The 16,688-nt window shown below is 56.8% G+C and carries 16 protein-coding genes; 2 read left to right on the top strand and 14 right to left on the bottom strand.

Translation table 11 applies throughout. From position 1 onward, the window contains the following. Window position 1 precedes the first annotated feature (1 nt). The 7 genes from VQ071_RS07645 to VQ071_RS07615 form a co-directional block, all read right to left on the bottom strand. Window positions 2-328 carry an HNH endonuclease gene (locus VQ071_RS07645; RefSeq protein WP_340513310.1) on the bottom strand — a complete coding sequence of 109 codons (327 nt, stop codon included), beginning with the start codon at window positions 326-328 and terminating at the stop codon, window positions 2-4. Window positions 329-337: 9 nt separating this feature from the next. Then, a complete protein-coding gene (locus tag VQ071_RS07640) occupies window positions 338-1,141 on the bottom strand; it encodes a PD-(D/E)XK nuclease-like domain-containing protein (protein WP_340513309.1) in 804 nt (267 codons plus the stop codon). Beyond that, entirely contained in the window at window positions 1,122-1,910 is a 789-nt protein-coding gene (locus VQ071_RS07635; protein ID WP_340513307.1) for a RecT family recombinase, read from the bottom strand. The genes VQ071_RS07640 and VQ071_RS07635 overlap by 20 nt, the downstream gene beginning before the upstream one ends. A 723-nt stretch (window positions 1,911-2,633) precedes the next feature. Further along, window positions 2,634-2,855 carry a hypothetical protein gene (locus tag VQ071_RS07630; protein ID WP_340513306.1) on the bottom strand — a complete coding sequence of 74 codons (222 nt, stop codon included), beginning with the start codon at window positions 2,853-2,855 and terminating at the stop codon, window positions 2,634-2,636. 14 nt (window positions 2,856-2,869) lie between these two features. Beyond that, on the bottom strand, window positions 2,870-3,076 hold the full coding sequence (locus VQ071_RS07625; RefSeq protein ID WP_340513305.1) for a hypothetical protein: 207 nt from the start codon (window positions 3,074-3,076) through the stop codon (window positions 2,870-2,872). Window positions 3,077-3,094: 18 nt separating this feature from the next. Further along, complete coding sequence (locus VQ071_RS07620; RefSeq protein WP_340513304.1) at window positions 3,095-3,331, bottom strand: helix-turn-helix domain-containing protein; 237 nt, start codon at window positions 3,329-3,331, stop codon at window positions 3,095-3,097. Between the two features lie 20 nt (window positions 3,332-3,351). Next, on the bottom strand, window positions 3,352-3,591 hold the full coding sequence (locus VQ071_RS07615; RefSeq protein WP_340513303.1) for a helix-turn-helix domain-containing protein: 240 nt from the start codon (window positions 3,589-3,591) through the stop codon (window positions 3,352-3,354). Between the two features lie 143 nt (window positions 3,592-3,734). Here VQ071_RS07615 and VQ071_RS07610 point away from each other — a divergent pair, with 143 nt between their 5' ends. Both VQ071_RS07610 and VQ071_RS07605 read left to right on the top strand, forming a co-directional pair. Continuing rightward, window positions 3,735-4,388 carry a LexA family protein gene (locus tag VQ071_RS07610; RefSeq protein WP_340513302.1) on the top strand — a complete coding sequence of 218 codons (654 nt, stop codon included), beginning with the start codon at window positions 3,735-3,737 and terminating at the stop codon, window positions 4,386-4,388. A gap of 2 nt (window positions 4,389-4,390) precedes the next feature. Further along, the gene (locus tag VQ071_RS07605) at window positions 4,391-5,575 is read left to right on the top strand and encodes a site-specific integrase (protein WP_340513301.1); all 1,185 of its coding nucleotides are present in this window, start codon (window positions 4,391-4,393) and stop codon (window positions 5,573-5,575) included. Between the two features lie 35 nt (window positions 5,576-5,610). On the opposite strand, the gene VQ071_RS07600 is transcribed toward VQ071_RS07605, so the two are convergent. From VQ071_RS07600 to VQ071_RS07570, 7 genes are all read right to left on the bottom strand, one after another. Further along, on the bottom strand, window positions 5,611-7,131 hold the full coding sequence (locus VQ071_RS07600; RefSeq protein WP_340513300.1) for a hypothetical protein: 1,521 nt from the start codon (window positions 7,129-7,131) through the stop codon (window positions 5,611-5,613). Window positions 7,132-7,242: 111 nt separating this feature from the next. Beyond that, a complete protein-coding gene (locus tag VQ071_RS07595; RefSeq protein ID WP_340513299.1) occupies window positions 7,243-7,707 on the bottom strand; it encodes a hypothetical protein in 465 nt (154 codons plus the stop codon). A 585-nt stretch (window positions 7,708-8,292) separates the two neighbouring features. Next, window positions 8,293-9,207, bottom strand: a complete 915-nt coding sequence (locus VQ071_RS07590; RefSeq protein WP_340513298.1) for an IS1595 family transposase — start codon at window positions 9,205-9,207, stop codon at window positions 8,293-8,295. 421 nt (window positions 9,208-9,628) lie between these two features. Beyond that, the gene (locus tag VQ071_RS07585; protein WP_340513297.1) at window positions 9,629-10,993 is read right to left on the bottom strand and encodes a dicarboxylate/amino acid:cation symporter; all 1,365 of its coding nucleotides are present in this window, start codon (window positions 10,991-10,993) and stop codon (window positions 9,629-9,631) included. Window positions 10,994-11,041: 48 nt separating this feature from the next. Next, on the bottom strand, window positions 11,042-11,761 hold the full coding sequence (locus tag VQ071_RS07580) for a TlpA family protein disulfide reductase (RefSeq protein ID WP_340513296.1): 720 nt from the start codon (window positions 11,759-11,761) through the stop codon (window positions 11,042-11,044). 95 nt (window positions 11,762-11,856) lie between these two features. Then, window positions 11,857-15,456, bottom strand: coding sequence for an S-layer homology domain-containing protein (locus VQ071_RS07575; protein ID WP_340513295.1), 3,600 nt, complete (start codon window positions 15,454-15,456; stop codon window positions 11,857-11,859). A gap of 103 nt (window positions 15,457-15,559) precedes the next feature. Next, entirely contained in the window at window positions 15,560-16,375 is an 816-nt protein-coding gene (locus tag VQ071_RS07570; RefSeq protein WP_340513294.1) for a hypothetical protein, read from the bottom strand. Between the last annotated feature and the right edge of the window lie 313 nt (window positions 16,376-16,688).

The raw sequence follows: 16,688 nt of genomic DNA, 5'->3' as shown, positions 1-16,688 counted from the left end.
CCTACTCCTGTGCGATCGTTGCTGAGTTGAGCATGTTAGCGACCATGCGTTTGGTCTGGATTCCGTCCGGGCTCTCATCAAGCCAGTCATGGCAAGCGGCACATAGGTGTACCAAGTCCAAGACGGTCGTATTATGGCCGATATGGGGACGCCCGGTGATATGCGCCCTTTCGGTAGCTTCAGCCTTTCCGCAGCGTTCACAGATGCCCTTGGAGCGCTCTTTAAGCTGCTTATCTGCCTTCGCTCCAATATCTCCGCGCCGGCTCTGTACTGTCTTCTGTTTCTTGGCCGATGGCTTCGGCGCTGGGTTAAAATCTCCGATCGGCATGTGATCACCTCAGTAAAGGGATAGTTCGGAAACGTGCTTGATGGTCTTGATCTTCTTGGTTGCCCGGCAATAGTCGCATTTTTCACAGCGGACCGGCGCTGCCCGGCCCGATTTCACGTCTAGCACCCGTCCAATGTTGTTCTCCACGATGTTTAAGCCGGCTTGTATCTCAGCGAAGGCAAAATAGTAAATGGCTTTGTCGGGCGGATCCTGTTTTGTAACGATCACCATATGCGGCAGCAACCAGTTATCCCGGCCGTCAGCTCGGCGCTCGACTTCGGCGTAAATCCCCATTTGGAGGTTGTATCCGTAATGGTCGATGAAATTCTCGTATATCTGCCCGTTCCAGAACTTGTCGTCCATGTCCTTGATCGCCTTGAGATCCGCAAATGCTATGCCCGGTTGGTAGCTGTCCATCATGATTTTCCATTGGGCGCCGAACAGTTCAGCGGTCCGGATGACTTCTTTCTGACCGGCCAACACTTTCATCACCAGTTCGTCGCTCTCCAATGTGGCTATCATCTTGTCGCAGTGCTTGAAGTTAGACTTTAGTTGCCCGGCAGTTGGGCCGCGGCTGGAATAGAGATCCGGATTTTTCGCCTTGAACTCTGCGAGCGTGCCTTCATTCCAGCTATGGAGATAGTGGCCCTCGTCAAATGCCGTCTTGTCTGGCCGTGTATACTCCCCTGCAAGCTCCGCCATCGACCGGGCTTCGCATCCCCCGTAAGAGGGAAGGAAGCCCTTAAACTGGCTAACAGACAGGTATTCGCGGTTGGCCTCGACAGAGTAATAGTTATCCTTGGTCAGCAGCATCAGGTAACACCTCGTACTCAGCCTCAACGACCGAAGGATTGAACGGGCTCTGTTGCTTGGGCTTGGGATCCTGGTTGAAGTCCATGTCAGCAGCATCTTCGAAAGCTTTCTTCTGCTCGATCGTGTCAAAGTCCAGTTCGATGTTTTTGCAGAGCCGGCGGAGAACCGTCTTTTTGTACATCTCCGGCTTGGTAGCTTCAATGGTCCACGCCTTGGAAAATTGCCCTGTATCCTTGTTCTTCTTGGAGAAGTTGTTCTTGATGTCTTCAATGTCTTGGGACGTCATTGTGTCGTAATCCATCGTTCCGTCAACGTAAAGGACAACCGCGAATGCTCCGAGTATTTCCCCGTTGTTAAACGACTTAGGCTTAAAGGATACGGACGGCTTGCCATGAACGATCTCCTCGATAAACTCGTCACCCTCGCGGACCACCTTCGCATAGATGTCCTTCACGGGGCGGACGCTGTATTTCTTAGCTAACTTCTTTTCGCCCTTGTAGTCCGTCTGGAACTGCAGCGTATTGCCGTACGGGACCGCATAGCATTCCTTGTTGAAGAAGTCGAGACCAAGGAATGCACCCTTCAACATCGTTCGGGCGACGCTCGTAGGCTCGTACTTTTCGATATTGTAGGTGTCCTGCAGCACGGCCATAGAATTCTGCAAAAACCTTGTCTTGTTAAATCCGGAAGGCATCGCTTCACGCTTCGATTCCAGTAACGAATCAAGGTTCTTGTGAATGACCGACAGTTGGCTGTTTTGCTGGGCCATATGGACCCTCCTTAATATGGGGATATAATGCGCCACAATGGGCGCATATGAGGACAGTAAAGACAGATGATAGACAGGTGCGCTTGACGACAGGGGCGCTACAGCAGGCGCTCAGGACCATTCGCGCTCCATCTCCTCGACACCAGAATGTCGACCAAAGCACCTATAGCTGGCAAAGTAATCGCCGTCGTATCGCAATACTCCACGATCTCCAAAATAGATATATTGACCGCATTCGCAGGCGCACTCTGCGATAATATCAAGAGGCTTGTCCTGCGGATCGGGTCGGCCGTTGTGTGCAGCATCAAGGATAGGCATTGTCAAGCCGTCTCCTTTCGTGGTAATGTAGCGGTAAGTTGTTTACTTTTGCTCCCTTATCGCGACTCTCACCTCGCGCTAGGGGATTTTTTCATTTCGGAGCAAAAGACGTTTGGACAAATGCGGCCGTCAACTGAAGGGCTTCGCTTGGCTTGAATCCGTGAGCCAAGAGCCTTTGATACAAGTCCCATGACAATGACGCCAGATCCCGAAAAGCCGCCTGCATTTGTTCTCTGTCAACTTGGTTCACGCCCTACACCCTCTCATCAACGATATTTGCTACTTCTTCTGTATCCTCCCGACGATACTTGACCAGATCGTTATGCGGCTTGACGGGATAAAACACAGCGAGCAGGATGATTGCGACGACTCCGCATGCGAATCCGATTAGAAATGCTGCGGTCGTCATGTAATCACCGGAACAGCGATACGATGTCCGAGATCGTTGCCGGAGAGTTGCAGCGGCAGCTTGTCCGTCATGTGAATGGCAATCGGTTCGCCCGCGCCAGAAGTCTCTTCGGAGAGCCTGTAATACTGCCGGCTGTACGTTACCGTCGCTTCGCCTTCTTGCATGATGATGTGGCTTGCGTTCTCCATGACCGGGGTTCCGGTTAATGCGAGTTTCATGGGCTTGTCCCCCTTTAGTCTCCGATTGGCAAACGATCCGGAAAGTTAACACGCAAGTGGTGATCCTTTGGATAAACAGCGATGATTGCATGCTTGTCCCCATACTTGTGATTCGCCGCCCATAGAGCTGCTTCCAGGTCGCGTTCAGCCTCGAATTCGCCGGGGAAGATTACGCCGTCGGACTTGCGACGTAAGCGGGCGAGGAATTTGATTTTTTCCATTCCCCTTTATCTCTCCTTTCATTGGGCGAAGCGATCGGCGCCTTCCTGACGCCGCGCTTCCTTCCACTTCAATAAATCTTCCTTCTCGATTCGCCGATTTTTCCCGATTTGGTAACTCGGCAACCCGCCGAGCGCCGGCGTAAGTTGACACAGTTCGTAGATGTACTGCCTCGAAACCCCAAGATAGCTAGCAGCCATTTGCGGAGTACATACATCCGGTAAATCTTCGAGTTTTGCAAAAGATGGATTCTTCATGCGCTCACCTCGGTATTCGATTAAGCCGGAATTATTTTTCTGATTCCGATTAAATCGGACTCTTTGCCGCAAAAAACCATGTCCTGCGGAACTGAATACAACGACAGCAATTGCCCCATCAGATCGAAGGGGATGTCTCTGGAATCCCTTTCATACCTGTGGATGGTATCGATGCTACGATCCGTTAGATTGGCAACCTCCTTTAAGGTATAGCCCGCATTTACACGGGCGGCTCTCCAGGTGACCTTGTATTCCGGCATATGTTCACCTCCCGTGAATATAGAATAATCCGATTAAATCGGAATGTCAACCGAATAATTACGCAAAAAGCTTTTAATTTTTGATTTAATCGGATATAATCAGAATCAGTTAGGAAAAATCGGATTTTATAGGAGTGTTCCAATTGGCACGCAAGGCGTATTCGGACTTTGAAAAGAAGGTAATGGAAGAAGCGGCAGTTAACCTAAAAGGACTTTTGAGATCTCGCGGAATGAGCCAGACCGCGCTGGCCGAAAAAACCGGTTTGCCTACGAGTACAATTTCCGACTACGTCAACGCCAAGACGCTCGTATCATTCGGAAACCTTAATTTAATTGCGGATGCCCTTAAAGTTCAAACTACGGATATCGCCAACCTCAATAGAGAAGCTACCGCTGTACCCCGTTGTATTCCGATGATCGGCACTATTTGCGCCGGCGACGGTATGCTTGCCGAATCTAATGTAGAAGATTACATTCACTATCCTTTTATGAATGCAAAGCAGCCTGATTATGCCTTGCGCGTAAAAGGAGATTCGATGATCGGGGCCGGCATTGACGATGGCGACATTGTATTTCTAAAACATGCTGACTGGGCGGAACATAACGGGCAAATCGTAGCCGTGCTTATAAACAATCAAGAAGATGGGACGCTAAAGAGGATCAGGTGGTCCGATGAATCAAGCGCGATCAAACTCTCCCCTGAGAATGAAGATTATAACACTATCGAGGTGGTGCCCAATCAGATTAAAGTTTGCGGAGTTTACATGGGGCATTTCAAGCCGCTTAAGGGGGAATAATCATGGCATATATCCGAAAGCGCGGGAAGACCTGGTCTTACACAATAGACATTGGGCGCAACCCCGCGACCGGCGAAAGAAGACAAGAGACCAAATCAGGGTTCCGCACAAAAGAGGAAGCTAAGTCTGCCGCAGCTCGTGCCGAAACCGAAGTGGCGGACGGAAATTTTGTAAAGAATACAACATTCACTTTTAAAGAATTTAGTAAGTCGTGGCTGGAGTTTTACGAAGCTACAGGGGCCGTTAAGCCCGGAAGCGTGACCGTAAGAAAGGGGCGAATCAATAAACTAAATTCTTACTTCGGGGAAGCTCGCTTAAGGGACATTTCGAGAATGGATTACCAAAACATGCTTATCGATTTAAAAAAGAAGTACTCGGATGAAACGATAATTAGCACTCACGCAACGGCAAAGATGATATTTCGAAGAGCATTGGAGCTTGAGTTGCTAAAATCAGATCCGACAAAATATTCAAAAGTCCCGAGAAAACAAAAAACTGTAGAGGAAATTGAAAATGGTTCCAGCCTGCCTAAGTATATGGAAAAGGAAGAGCTGGCTAAGTTTTTGAACGCATGCAAGGCGTTCGGAATAGACAAGGATTATCATGTTTTCATGATTCTGGCATACACCGGAATTAGGATCGGCGAGCTGCTTGCGTTGAAGTGGAAGGATATAAATTTCGAGGAACATACATTGTCGGTTACAAAGACGTATCAAAACAACAGGAACAACGTGCGGGAATTCGGTCTGGTCCCTCCCAAAACAGCAGCCGGGATTCGCGTTATAGAATTCGACAAAACAATAAAATTGGTGCTGGAGTCACAACGCTCGCTGTTGAATAAAACGAAAATGAAATATAGAAACAAGTGGTATGAAGGCGACTTTGTTTTCCCTAACATGCGAGGGCGTTACCCTGGTTATCCCGATGTGCAAAAAGGGCCCGAAGAGCGCATGAAAAAAATTCTTGAAGCTGCGAATATGAAATCCGATCTAACCCCCCACTCACTTCGACACACCCACACAACTCTTTTGGCGGAAGCTGGCGCGGCCCTGCCTGAAATAATGGAACGTCTCGGACATAAGGACGATAAAACAACGCGAGAAATATACCTCCATGTTACGAAAGAAATGAAAAAAGGTGCAGCGGACAAGTTCAGCAAACTCATGAGCAAAGTGGTCACAATGTGAGCAAATCAATAATAACAGGCTTTACTATCCCTTTATTATAAGGGATTTTTATTTACTGGAAATATCATCTCTGTCTTGCCGGCTCCCGTGACGGCCCAGAGCAGAAAAGAGCGGGGCTGGATCGCCATCGGATCGTCGGAGGGAACGCCCCGCCCCCCGTAGCCGCGGATAAATGAGGCGGCAAGCTGACGGAGCCAGGCTGCGGGCGCCGGCGTTTCTGTGTGCGCCGGGGCATGAGGAACGGCCACGCTGGCCCGGGCGGCGGATGCCGGCGTATGCGGGACAGACGCGCGTTCTCCGCCGCTCAGCAGGAACTCCACGGCCTGCTCGGAGGCGGCGCGCTGCGCGGGACTTAAGCCCCAGCGCGCGCAAATGTCCGCCGCCTGCGGGAGGCGCTCCGCCTGCGGCGACCGCAGCGGCGAAGCCGCGGGCGCTGTGCCGCGCACGAGCAGACCGCAGGCGCGGCTGCGGCCCAGCGCCAGGCAGGCCTCGCATACGGCGCAGCCGCTGCTGCCGCAGGAGGCGCAGGGCGTGCGCCTGAGGGCGGCTTCGCCGCTGCCGCAGCGCCTACAGCGCTGTTGCGGCCTGCGGCGGTTGGCCGGCTGCGGAGCGACGGCCGCCGCGAGGCGCACGGCGCCGAGCAGCGCGCCCAGCTGCAGCAGCGCGAGCGTGCTGCCGTCGCTAGGCGAAGCTGCGTCGGCAACTGGCGTTCGCAGTGTCGGAACGGTATTGATCCCGACACTGCCATACGCCGCGGGTCCGGCGGCAGGAGCAGCCGGACCTGCTCCGATCACGTCTCCTCGTGCAATCGCGAGCGACGAACCCACCCGAGCGGCCGCTCCCTCGACAACGTAGCCTGACGGCATCAGCTCGGTCAGCAATGCGGTGGCCTCCTCCCGCAGAAGTGCGCGTCCCTCGATTAGCGGCACAGCCTGCTTCACCCGCAAAGCATGGTCCCGGCCGGTCGCGCGCCTGCGCTCCACCTCTGACGCCGATCTCGCCAGCGCCGAAGCGGCGTACAGCACTTCGAAGGCCTGCTTCATATCATTCTTCCCACGGCAGTCCCCGGTCGAAGCGAGCGGCAGCGATTGTGAACGCCCAGCCAATCGGAGCCCCTCAAGCGTGTACCGCTGCCGAACGCTTGCAGCGTCTTCCCGCTCCCCTGCACCCGCCAAATCCCGGAGCCATTCGCCCACCGATAGAATCTCGCTCTTGGCCGATTGTTCACCGCGCTCCCGATGCTGGCTGTTGCGCCCAGAGAACGCCTTTCGCAGCTTCGCTTGAAGACGTTCGCATCCTTCTTCGGCCTCGCCGAGCGGCAGCATTCGCTCCAGCCTGATCATGACCTCTGCGCGTTCCGTAGGAAATACTGAGGGGTCCTCTACCGCAGCCTGCCGTTCTCCAATGCTCCGTGCCATGCCGCAATCCCCCCATGCTTCCATTGCGCCTTTTCTATAGTCCAGATCCAGCCAGTATGCTTCGTCGATCTCCCACGCGACCGTAAACCGAGCCTGCCAACCGGCTGCCAGTCTCACCGCATACACCCAAGCCTTCATCCTCTCATCTCCCAGTCCCCGAATGATTGCGTCCAAACGCAAAAAAAGCACACCGCCTCGGCCGCGTAGGGCCGCAAGCGAGTGTGCTTCACTCGTCGTTATTCATTAATCTTATTGTAAACGATCGGACGCCGATGTCAATTCAGTCTGGCTCGCACCCGCCTCGTCCCCGCTGCGCGTCAGCTCCATCCATACCGTATCCGGACCGGTCCAGGCTTCGGCATAAGCGGACTTTGCCTGCTCCCAACGCAGCTTGCCTGCCGCGACCTCTTCACCCGCTTCGGGAAGTTGTCGAATCAGGCTGACGCCGGATTCCGTGCGCACCAGTTTCTCCACGATCGAGGCGGTTCCGTCTACCGCATCTGGCTCCAGCAATACAGTAATACCGATATCCGTTCCCGACAAACTGCCCTGGTATCGAAGCGACCGGATCACCCACTCGATCTGATCTTCGTGATTGCACGCGACGATCACATAATGCCGTCGTCCGGCTTGCTTCCTTCGCCTCAACAGACGGTATGCGCAGGCCGCGGCTACCGCGTAGCAACCGGCGATCCACAGCAGCATCGCGATCATGTCGGCCACCTCCTCGTCGTCGGCGGCCTATGTCGCTTGCGTCCGGGCGAAACGCGCTTCGCCGGACCGGCCGCTCTGCTATGCGACAATATATGCCGCACCGGGAACGGCGGTTACGAATCAATCGCGGGAGCAGACGGACCTGGAAACCAGCTTCTGATAATCCAATCGAATGACGGCCGCTCGTAGGACACCTGAATCGTTGGCACGGTGGCAGGACGCGTGAGGTATATAAGCTTTTTTTCCTTTTCGAGGCTTATCCCCTTCGCTCAGGTGGGGAGTGATCTATATGCGCTTTCATGACTTTTCGGCGCTTATCCCCTTCACTCAATGCGCGTGCGCGTGTGTTGGTGTTCGTGTTCGTGTTGGTGTTGGTGTTCGCGTTGGTGTTCGTGTTGGTGTTCGCGTTGCTTCCTTCGACTTAAAGGCATCATGTAATTTTTCAGCGCTTATCCCCTGGGTTCAATGCGCGGGAGCGTATGTTGATATTCGTATTGGTTTCTTTGTGTTACAGGCATCGTATTACTTAGAATTACTGGTTAAGAGAAAGATGGCTGCAGACAGTAACGATCTGAAGTGCCTCTGCTAACAAACGCTTAAAAACTTTCTCCACTTGCTGACCCGCAGCTGCAGACACCGCCTCGTCAGTTGACGGCAGGTCACCGTCCGCCGCGTCCCGCACAGGTGCAGCAGATGCCCGAGCACTTGGTTGCTGCCGCGCCTCGATATGTTGAACACAAACGATTGATGGTTTAAATACGCCTGCAAATACTTCGGTCCGATCCCCTGCAGCTTGTGGTCGAACCAATTCATCGCATGCCGAAGTAGCGCCGACAGCGGCTTCAGGCTCTTGACTCCATAGTAGGGGTACATTTTCATCGACTTCACGCTCTCCGGCGCATGGTGCTCCGCGAACTCCTCGTACACGAACCGGCCCAGCAGCCGCGAGTTGCCCGTCACGCTCCGGTCCATATGCTCCATCTTGATCTCGAGCAGCTCTTCGTTATCGTCCATCGCCGCGCCGATCACGACCGGCTGATGCTCGGGCTTCATATGCAGGCTGCCGCCCGAATACCACTTGAATCCGTAGATGCCGCCCGTAACCGCCACTGCACCTGTGAGCTGCTGCCCCTCCGCCTCCTGCGTCAGCGCGTCGCGCAGCTTGTGACCGATCAGCCATGCCGTCTTGTAGGTCACTTGGAGAATCTCCGCCAGCTCGACGGATGTGCCCTCCTCCGCCACCCACAGCATCGCCCGGAACCACAGCCGAAGCGGCGTGCGCGTGCCATGCATCACCGTGCCTGCCGTGATCGACGTCTGCCGCTTGCAGGAGGAACAGATGTAGAGCGGATACTTGCGCGTCCGGAGGACCGAGCAGTGCGCGTAGTTGCAATCCGGGCAACGAAAGCCGTGCGGCCAGCGCGCCTGGTACAGCGCTTCGACACACTGCGCCTCCGTCCACGACTCCCAGGAACCTGCAGGCAGATCGATCAACAGCATAGGTCACGCCTCCAAAAAGGAACATTTGTTCCCATTTTAAATGGTGACAAAAGCGGTTGTCAATTGTTCCCTGGAAATTCGTTGAGCGAGCGGGATGAGCCCCGAAAAGGAGGAAAAGGGGATGATCGCGGGGCCCGGACTGAGCGAAAGGGATAAGGCCCGAAAAGGTCGGCAAACCCTGTTGTGCAGTACGGGCGCATCGGCGATGGCTGGTCGAACGGCGGGAATGCTCGGCACATTGCCCGCGATGAGTAAATTTACGCCGAGGCGGAAGGCATGATCTATATAAAACCGCCAGGGGAAATCACCCTGACGGTCATTTTGATGTTGTAGAGAGAGGGAGTGGGAGTAGCTGAACACGCTCATAGCCGCGTATGCATGTGTACCGAGTGATGTGGACACATACGTTACATGCAAGTACTTATGTCGGATTCAGCACCAGATCCTCGTCCTCAGTCTGATTGAACGCTTCGCGGTCGAACTCGCCCTCGGAGTTGGCCACGAGCAAGCTGGTGACGGTGGTGCCGGTCGCGTTGACGGCGGTGCGGCCCATGTCGATGAGCGCTTCGACGCCGGCGACGATGCCGATGCCTTCGAGCGGCAGCCCGAGCGCGGTCAGTACGACGGTTGTCGAAATGACAGCCGGTCCAGGCACGCCCGCGACGCCGATCGAGGAGATGATGCTGACGAGCACGAGGACGATGTAGTCGGTTCCGGTCAGGTCGATGCCGTACACCTGGGCGGTGAACACCGCTACGATCGCAGGCCAGATGCCGCCGCAGCCGTTGAAGTTGACGGAGGCGCCGAGCGGTGCGACGAAGCTGGCGATCTTCTCGGACACGTGCAGACGCTTGGTGATAACTTCGAGATTGACCGGCAGCACGGCGAAGCTGCTGCGCGTCGTGAAGGCGACGGCGATCGTCGGATAGATTTTTTTGAAGAAACGAAGCGGGTTTACTCTAGCCACAAGCAGCACGAGACCGCCGAACACGAGCACGAAGTGGATGATCAACGCCACATAGGAGGTGACGATGACGCTTCCGAGCTCTTGCAGCGTTTCCCAACCGTACTTGGCCGTGATGCCTGCGATGAGCGCGAAGACACCGTAGGGCGTCAGGCGGATGATGAACTTGACGACCTGATGCAGCACCTGCGTCAGTGACGAGATCAATTCGCGGACTGGACGGACGGCTTCTGCGTTCCGCGAGCCGACCTTGATGATGGCGACGGCGATGAACAATGCGAAGATGAGTACGGGCACGACTTTACCGTTGGCCGCCTCCAGCACCGGGTTGGAGGGCACGAGGTCAAGGATGACCTGCGAGAATGTCGGAATCTCGCGCGCCGCGAAGCCTTCCGGCACCGCTTGCTGAATGCCCTTGCCCGGATTGAACAGCAGGGCGATGACCAGTCCGATGATGGAAGCTACGCCCGTGGTGCCGAGGAACCAGGCGAATGTCTTGAAGCCGATCTTGCGCAAATATTCGAGACTCGTGAGCGAAGCGATGCTGTTCAGCACAAGGACGAATACGAGCGGGATGACGAGCATCTTGATGAGGCTGACGTAGATGCTGCCGAATGTCGTGATTGCCTTCGTGTCCAGATCCAGATTTTGCAGCATAATACCCGCAAGCAGACCCAGCGCCAGGCCCGTGAGCACGCGAATGCCGAAGCCGACGCGCTTTTTGGCCATAAAGTATAAAATAAAGAAAACGAAGATCGCAACGACGAAGCTGTACCAATTCGTCTCGATGGCGGAGAGCAGGTTGTTGTCTACGCTGTTCATAGGGTTATCATCTCTTCTCTTCCCGATTAATGTGATTGCGGTCAAACTTCATTGGACGAGCGATGCGATGACGGCCCGCATCTCGTCTTCCTTCATCGTACCGAGCTTGCGATAGGCGACGCGGCCTTCCTTGTCCACGAACACGGAGACGGGGATGGAGGTCACCCGGTAAGACTCGGAGACGCTTTTGTCCGAATCGAGCAGCACCTGGAAAGGGTAACTGCCCTTGGCGATGTACGAGGCGACTTCTTCTCGGTCTTCGCCAATATCGACGGCTACAATCGCCAGGTTCTTGTCCTCGAACGCCTGATAAACTTGCTTCATGGCCGGCATTTCTTTTTTGCACCATTTGCACCACGTTGTCCAGAAGTTCAGATAGACGGTCTTGCCTCTCAGATCCCGGAGCGAGACCGTGTTGCCGTCCAGATCCGTCAACGTAAAGTCGGGCGCCTCCTCGAGCGCCTCGTCCGCTGCCGGAACGTCTGCAGGACCACCAGCTTGATCGCCACGCGCCGAATCTCCTGCTTGATCGCCACGCGACGAACCTCCTGCAAAATCGCCATGCGCAGAGCTGTCGGCCTCATCGTGAAGCGCAGAGCTGCCGACACCTGCATTAGATACTTCGCCGCTATCCCGCCCGCCGAGCAGCGTCTGCCGCTCCTGCCTGACCTGCGCGTAGCTGCCGTCTTCGCTGAAGCTGCTCGAGACGTACATGGCTGCTGCGAGCAGGATGGCCGCGGCGCCGAACACGATCCATTTTTTGTTCATTCGCATGCTCCTCGCGCATCCGTGTCGACACGGGCGGAATGGACGACCGGAGGCCGCCCATTCCCGCTGCTTGCTATTCGTGTTCTATCGCTTGCTTACTTGGCGAGCAGGTTGAACAGCACCTGCGCAACCTGTGCGCGGGTCGCCGCGCCGGACGGATCCAGCTTGCCTCCGCTGCCCGTGATGACGCCGCTCTCTACGAACGACTTGGATGCATCTCTCGCATAGCCCGAGATGTCGCCCGCATCGCTATATGCGGTGAGCGTCGCATCCGTCTTGGCAGACGGCAGCTCGCCGATCGCACCGAGCGCGCGGTAGAGCAGCGTGAACAGCTCTTGGCGCGAGATGTTGCTGTCCGGCGCGAACTTGTTGTCGCCCGTGCCGGTCGCGATGCCCAGATGCTTGGCTGCCGCCAAATATTCGGTGTAATACTTGGCGCCCGCATCTGCGAAGTTGTCCGTCGCGCCCGCAACCGGGGCGATGCCGTATGCCTTGAGCAGCAGGGTGACGAACTGGCCTCTCGTCACGTTCGCGTTCGGGCTGTAGAGCTCGGCACCCGTGCCGGTCGTGATGCTCCGCGCAGCCAGGAAGCCGACCGCGTCCGCATACCAGGAGGCATCGGCGACATCCGCGAAGCTCACCTTGTTATAGCCGATAATGTATTGCGAGAAGTGCGTCGTCGTGAAGTCGACTTGACCCGATGCCGCATTGAACTTGCCGCGCACCGTCTCCAGCTCGCCTGTCTTTTCGTTCACATAGTAGACGACGACGGCGTGCGCCGACTCTCCGCTCTTCAGCGAATACGGCAGGCTCACGTGTACATTGCCGCCGCCGAATACGGATACGTTAGCTTCACCTGCAGTGACGGCCAGGTCGTAAACCGGACGATCCCCAAGCACCTCCTTGCCTTCGTCGGTAAGCTCGGATTTGGTGATCTGGACAGCGATGTCGCCCGTGCCCTCGGCGGCGCCGAGGCTTGCGAAGGCTGTGGCGTCGAAGGTGATCGCCCCGAAGCCCGCATAGTTAATTCTGACTTCGGCCTGCGTCGCGCCCGCAATCGCCTTGAGTGCATCGCGCGGAATGCTCAGCAGCGCCGACTTCGTGCCTGCGCCCGCCTCGATCTTCAGCTCGATGACTGCGGGCTTGCCGGCAGCTTCGGCTTGCTTCGCACCATCGACCAGACCCGAGACTGCACTCGCCGTGACGGATGCCGAGGTCAGACCGGTCGCCTCGTCGGTCTTCGACGCGAGCGTCGCGGAGACGATCGTCTTGCCGTCAGGCGACTGCGTATTCCCCGGAGCCGTCGTCGGCGCCGGCGTCTGCGTAGCGGATGCTGGCGGGATGTAAGGCGCCTCGTATGCCGGCACGACAACCTCTACGTCCGCGCTCGCATAGTAGCCCGGCTTGGCGGCGGCTCTCACATGATACTTACCCGCGGCAAGCCCTTCAATCACGGTGCCGGTCACCGGCGTATACGCCACAGCGCCGTGCGCCCGGTATTCCAGATCTGCGTTCACGCCGGCAATCTTGCCGTTGTCGTTCGCCGAGCTCGTAGGTGCTACGCCTTCAAGACCGGTCGGAGCGGCCTGCTCCAGCTTCGTCGGTACGACGACTTCGACCGACGGGCCGACGACCAGCGAATCAGTCGCAGCGTATCTCAGCGTGTAAGTGCCCGGCTCGAGGCCGGTCAGCACGCCGTCTGTGCCGTTGCCTTCGATTTTCGTATACACTGCGGACGCCACCGATGCATCCTTGTATTCCAAGCCTGTCGTAACACCTGTAATATGGCCGTCCTTAAGGCCCGGCGCACTCGGTGCCACGCCTTCGAGCCCGGCCGGCGCGGATTGTTGTCCGAACTTCGGTACGGTCACGAGCGTATCCGGGCTGGCGTTGATGCCGTCCCTGGCCTTGTTGCGCACGAGATAGTCGCCGTAGACAAGTCCCGTGATGGACGGCACAGGTGCGGTCAGATATGCATCGGCGCCGACCTTCTTGTACTCTTGACCCGCTGCCGTGCCGGTGATCTGGCCGCCGTACACGGACGTCTCTACAGACGTTGCAACTCCCTTCAGGCCTTGCGGGGCCTGGAGCTGCAGCGGCGTCGTGTTCTGCGGCACCGTGATGCGCACGGATTGACCCGGCTTGTAAACGATTTTGTCGTAGCTTTTCGTCGACGAATTCTTCTTTTGCGCGCCGAAGATCGAGCTGTACCGCACGTCATAATCGCCCGGTGCGAGCCGCCAGATCGATGTACCCGATGCGGCCGTATACTCGGTGTCCGAAGCCTTCTTGTACTCCAGCGCCTTCTGGTCGACACCGTCGATCCGGCCGTCCGTGCCGCCGAACTGGGAAGGCGCTACGCCGACCAGTCCGCTCGGCAGCGACTCGGTCCGGGACAGCACGCTGTTCAGCGCTTCGATGTAATTCTGATAGGACTTGGTCGGGTCCGCATCCTTCTTGGACGTATCCCCCCAGCCGTACATCAGTTCAATATGACCGAGGATCGGGGCTGCGTTGCCGTCCGCGTCCTTATTGGCTTTGTTGTAAGTGAAGAAGTAGGGCACCTGCAGGCGAATGGCTTCGACCTTGGCGCCGCTGCCGTTCGTATAAGAAATATTCGAGGTCGCTCTGGTCTCGTATTCTGCGCGCAGATTGGTCAAGTATTGCTTCGCCAGATCGACGTACAGATATGCAAAAGCATTTTTGCTGTCACGAATCATCAGCTTGTCATTGTCGTGCGTGTTCGCTTCAGGCTTGGTCACGTCGACGCCCGCATCGATGCGCGGATCGAAGAAGTACACTTTATCGACGCCGTACTTTTTCGCATACTCGTTAATGTACTTGATCGCCGCCTGCGTATTCGGGCACCAGGAGCCGCCGAACAGCAGGACGTAGTCGCCTTCGCTCCGCAGAATGCCCAGCAGCTCGTCATAGGTCACATGCTCCAGCACGAGGTCTTTGTCCGATTCGTCGAAAATCGGGGCTGCCGTCGGCGCGTAAAACGGACCGTTGTGGTTGAAGCCCGGTGCAATCAGGTCATACGCGCTGATCGTGCTGTACGCACTTGCCTGGCCGAACAAACTGCGGATCTGCGACTTGTACGCGTTGATCTTGGACTGATCCGCAGTCCCGCCTGATTGGAAGTCCGCCGCTACCGAACCGCTCTTGTAGCTTGCGACGACCGGGCCGCCACTGTTGTCTTTATTGTAAACAAAGACGTAGGTTTGATTTTGCACGTTCGCCGCTTCTGGCGCATTTTGCAGGAAGGTATTAATAAGATCGGTATACTTGTAAGCAAAAGCATTGGCGCTGTTCGCGATATCCAGATCGTCCTTGCCGTCGAGGCGGGTATCGAAGTTGTATACCTTCGCGATGCCCTTCTCCTTGGCCACCTGATTGATGTATGCGAGCTGCGCTTGGGTGGACGGGTTCGCTGCGCCGCCGAATACGACGGCATACGTACCCGGCGTCTTGAAGATTTGGACGATATCTTCATAGGTCGCCGTCTGAAACACATGCGATTCGTTGTTCAACGACGGGTAGACGTCGCTGAAATAATCGTAATGGCTGACGCCGGCGCCGTTCGATGCGACGACGCCTTCCGGCGCGGCTTCGGCCGCATGGGCCGCGAGCGCCGGGAGCGCCACGAACACGGCGAGCAGCAGGGCCAGAATTCGTTGGGCTTTCAATTTCAATCTAAACGCCTCGTTTCTATTAAAAGTTAGTTAGTTTTGAGCCGGAGCCGGAGCTAGAGTTGGATCTGCATCTGGAGCTGGAGCTGGTCCCGCCAGCGCGGCATTACGGGCAAATCTCTTCTTCCGGCGGGCAGATCTCCTCCGAGGAAGACGAGCTGTTAGAGGACGAAGAGGAAGAAGACGAGCTCGTGGAAGACGAAGAAGACGAAGCGCCCGTGCCAACTGCGGCCGCAGTGGATGCGGATGCTTTGGGCGCGTCTACTTTCTTGACAAAAGTGGTTGCCTTCGCGGAAGCCTTGGGCTCGGCGGTAGGCGTCGGCGTCGGGCTGGCCTTCGCGGCAGCTGCTGCGACGGCCGGCTTCGCGGTCGGAGCCGGGGTAGCTTCCGGCGCGGACGTCGCCGCCGGCTTTTCGGCGGGAGCAGCCGCGGCTGCTGTGCCAGCGCCGGCGGAGGAGGCGGAGGTTGCCTTCGCTGTGCCGGCAGGAGCGGCCGATGCCTGCTTGGCGCCTGCGGAGGCCGACGGCTCGCTCTTCGGCAGGTCGGCCTGCTCGACGGCGGCGTTGGCAGCTGCCGGGGCGTCTGCCGCTGCGGGCTGGCTCGCGGCCTCCGGGACCGGAGCCTGTGCGCCCGCCGCGTTAGCCGTAGCTTCGGGCGCTGCCGCTGCCGCACCGGCCGATGGCGCTGCGTCGGCCGCAGGCGCGGCGGCTTGCTGCCCGGCCTCGGCCGCGGCGGGTGCCGCCTGCTGTTCTGGCGCCGCAGCAGCTGCCGCAGCGGGCGCTGCCTGCTGCTCGGCAACCGCTGGCGCAGCCGCCTCGGTCTTGTGATTCGCCGATACGGCCGCGTAGGTGAGACCGCCGAATACGACAGTGGCCGCGATGACGGATACCGACAGCTTGGATAGTGCGAGGTTCTTTTTCATACAACTTCATCCCTTCTCGGACATGATTGGCGCTGCTGGAGAATAAAAAAAGATCCAACATGGAGCGCCTTGAAAAGGCGCTTCAGGTTGAATCTCTGGCGGTCCAGTCGACTCGGGAGCTATTTTATTCGGTTGGCTAGCAGCCGTTATGGACTTATAATAATTCGATAATTCCGACCTGTCAACTAGTATTTAGAGAGAGTGACCGAGTCCGACGTATTCTGTCGAACATCCAGCCACAGAAATACGCCGCCCGCATGATCCTTGAGATCAACAGACGGCGCCAGGGCCGTGTGCATATGTATGATTCCGA

The organism is Cohnella sp. 56, from assembly GCF_037963805.1.
Classification (GTDB): Bacteria; Bacillota; Bacilli; order Paenibacillales; family Paenibacillaceae; genus Cohnella.
Note: the sequence above shows the minus strand (reverse complement) of the source record. Positions and strands in the feature narration are given on the sequence as shown.

Coding starts and splice junctions, on each gene's coding strand:
- VQ071_RS07570 (WP_340513294.1), bottom strand. CDS start 16,375: ATGAAAAAGAACCTCGCACTATCCAAGCTGTCGGTATCCGTCATCGCG.
- VQ071_RS07605 (WP_340513301.1), top strand. CDS start 4,391: ATGGCATATATCCGAAAGCGCGGGAAGACCTGGTCTTACACAATAGAC.
- VQ071_RS07645 (WP_340513310.1), bottom strand. CDS start 328: ATGCCGATCGGAGATTTTAACCCAGCGCCGAAGCCATCGGCCAAGAAA.
- VQ071_RS07635 (WP_340513307.1), bottom strand. CDS start 1,910: ATGGCCCAGCAAAACAGCCAACTGTCGGTCATTCACAAGAACCTTGAT.
- VQ071_RS07600 (WP_340513300.1), bottom strand. CDS start 7,131: ATGAAGGCTTGGGTGTATGCGGTGAGACTGGCAGCCGGTTGGCAGGCT.
- VQ071_RS07615 (WP_340513303.1), bottom strand. CDS start 3,591: ATGCCGGAATACAAGGTCACCTGGAGAGCCGCCCGTGTAAATGCGGGC.
- VQ071_RS07590 (WP_340513298.1), bottom strand. CDS start 9,207: ATGCTGTTGATCGATCTGCCTGCAGGTTCCTGGGAGTCGTGGACGGAG.
- VQ071_RS07580 (WP_340513296.1), bottom strand. CDS start 11,761: ATGAACAAAAAATGGATCGTGTTCGGCGCCGCGGCCATCCTGCTCGCA.
- VQ071_RS07625 (WP_340513305.1), bottom strand. CDS start 3,076: ATGGAAAAAATCAAATTCCTCGCCCGCTTACGTCGCAAGTCCGACGGC.
- VQ071_RS07640 (WP_340513309.1), bottom strand. CDS start 1,141: ATGCTGCTGACCAAGGATAACTATTACTCTGTCGAGGCCAACCGCGAA.
- VQ071_RS07595 (WP_340513299.1), bottom strand. CDS start 7,707: ATGATCGCGATGCTGCTGTGGATCGCCGGTTGCTACGCGGTAGCCGCG.
- VQ071_RS07620 (WP_340513304.1), bottom strand. CDS start 3,331: ATGAAGAATCCATCTTTTGCAAAACTCGAAGATTTACCGGATGTATGT.
- VQ071_RS07630 (WP_340513306.1), bottom strand. CDS start 2,855: ATGAAACTCGCATTAACCGGAACCCCGGTCATGGAGAACGCAAGCCAC.
- VQ071_RS07585 (WP_340513297.1), bottom strand. CDS start 10,993: ATGAACAGCGTAGACAACAACCTGCTCTCCGCCATCGAGACGAATTGG.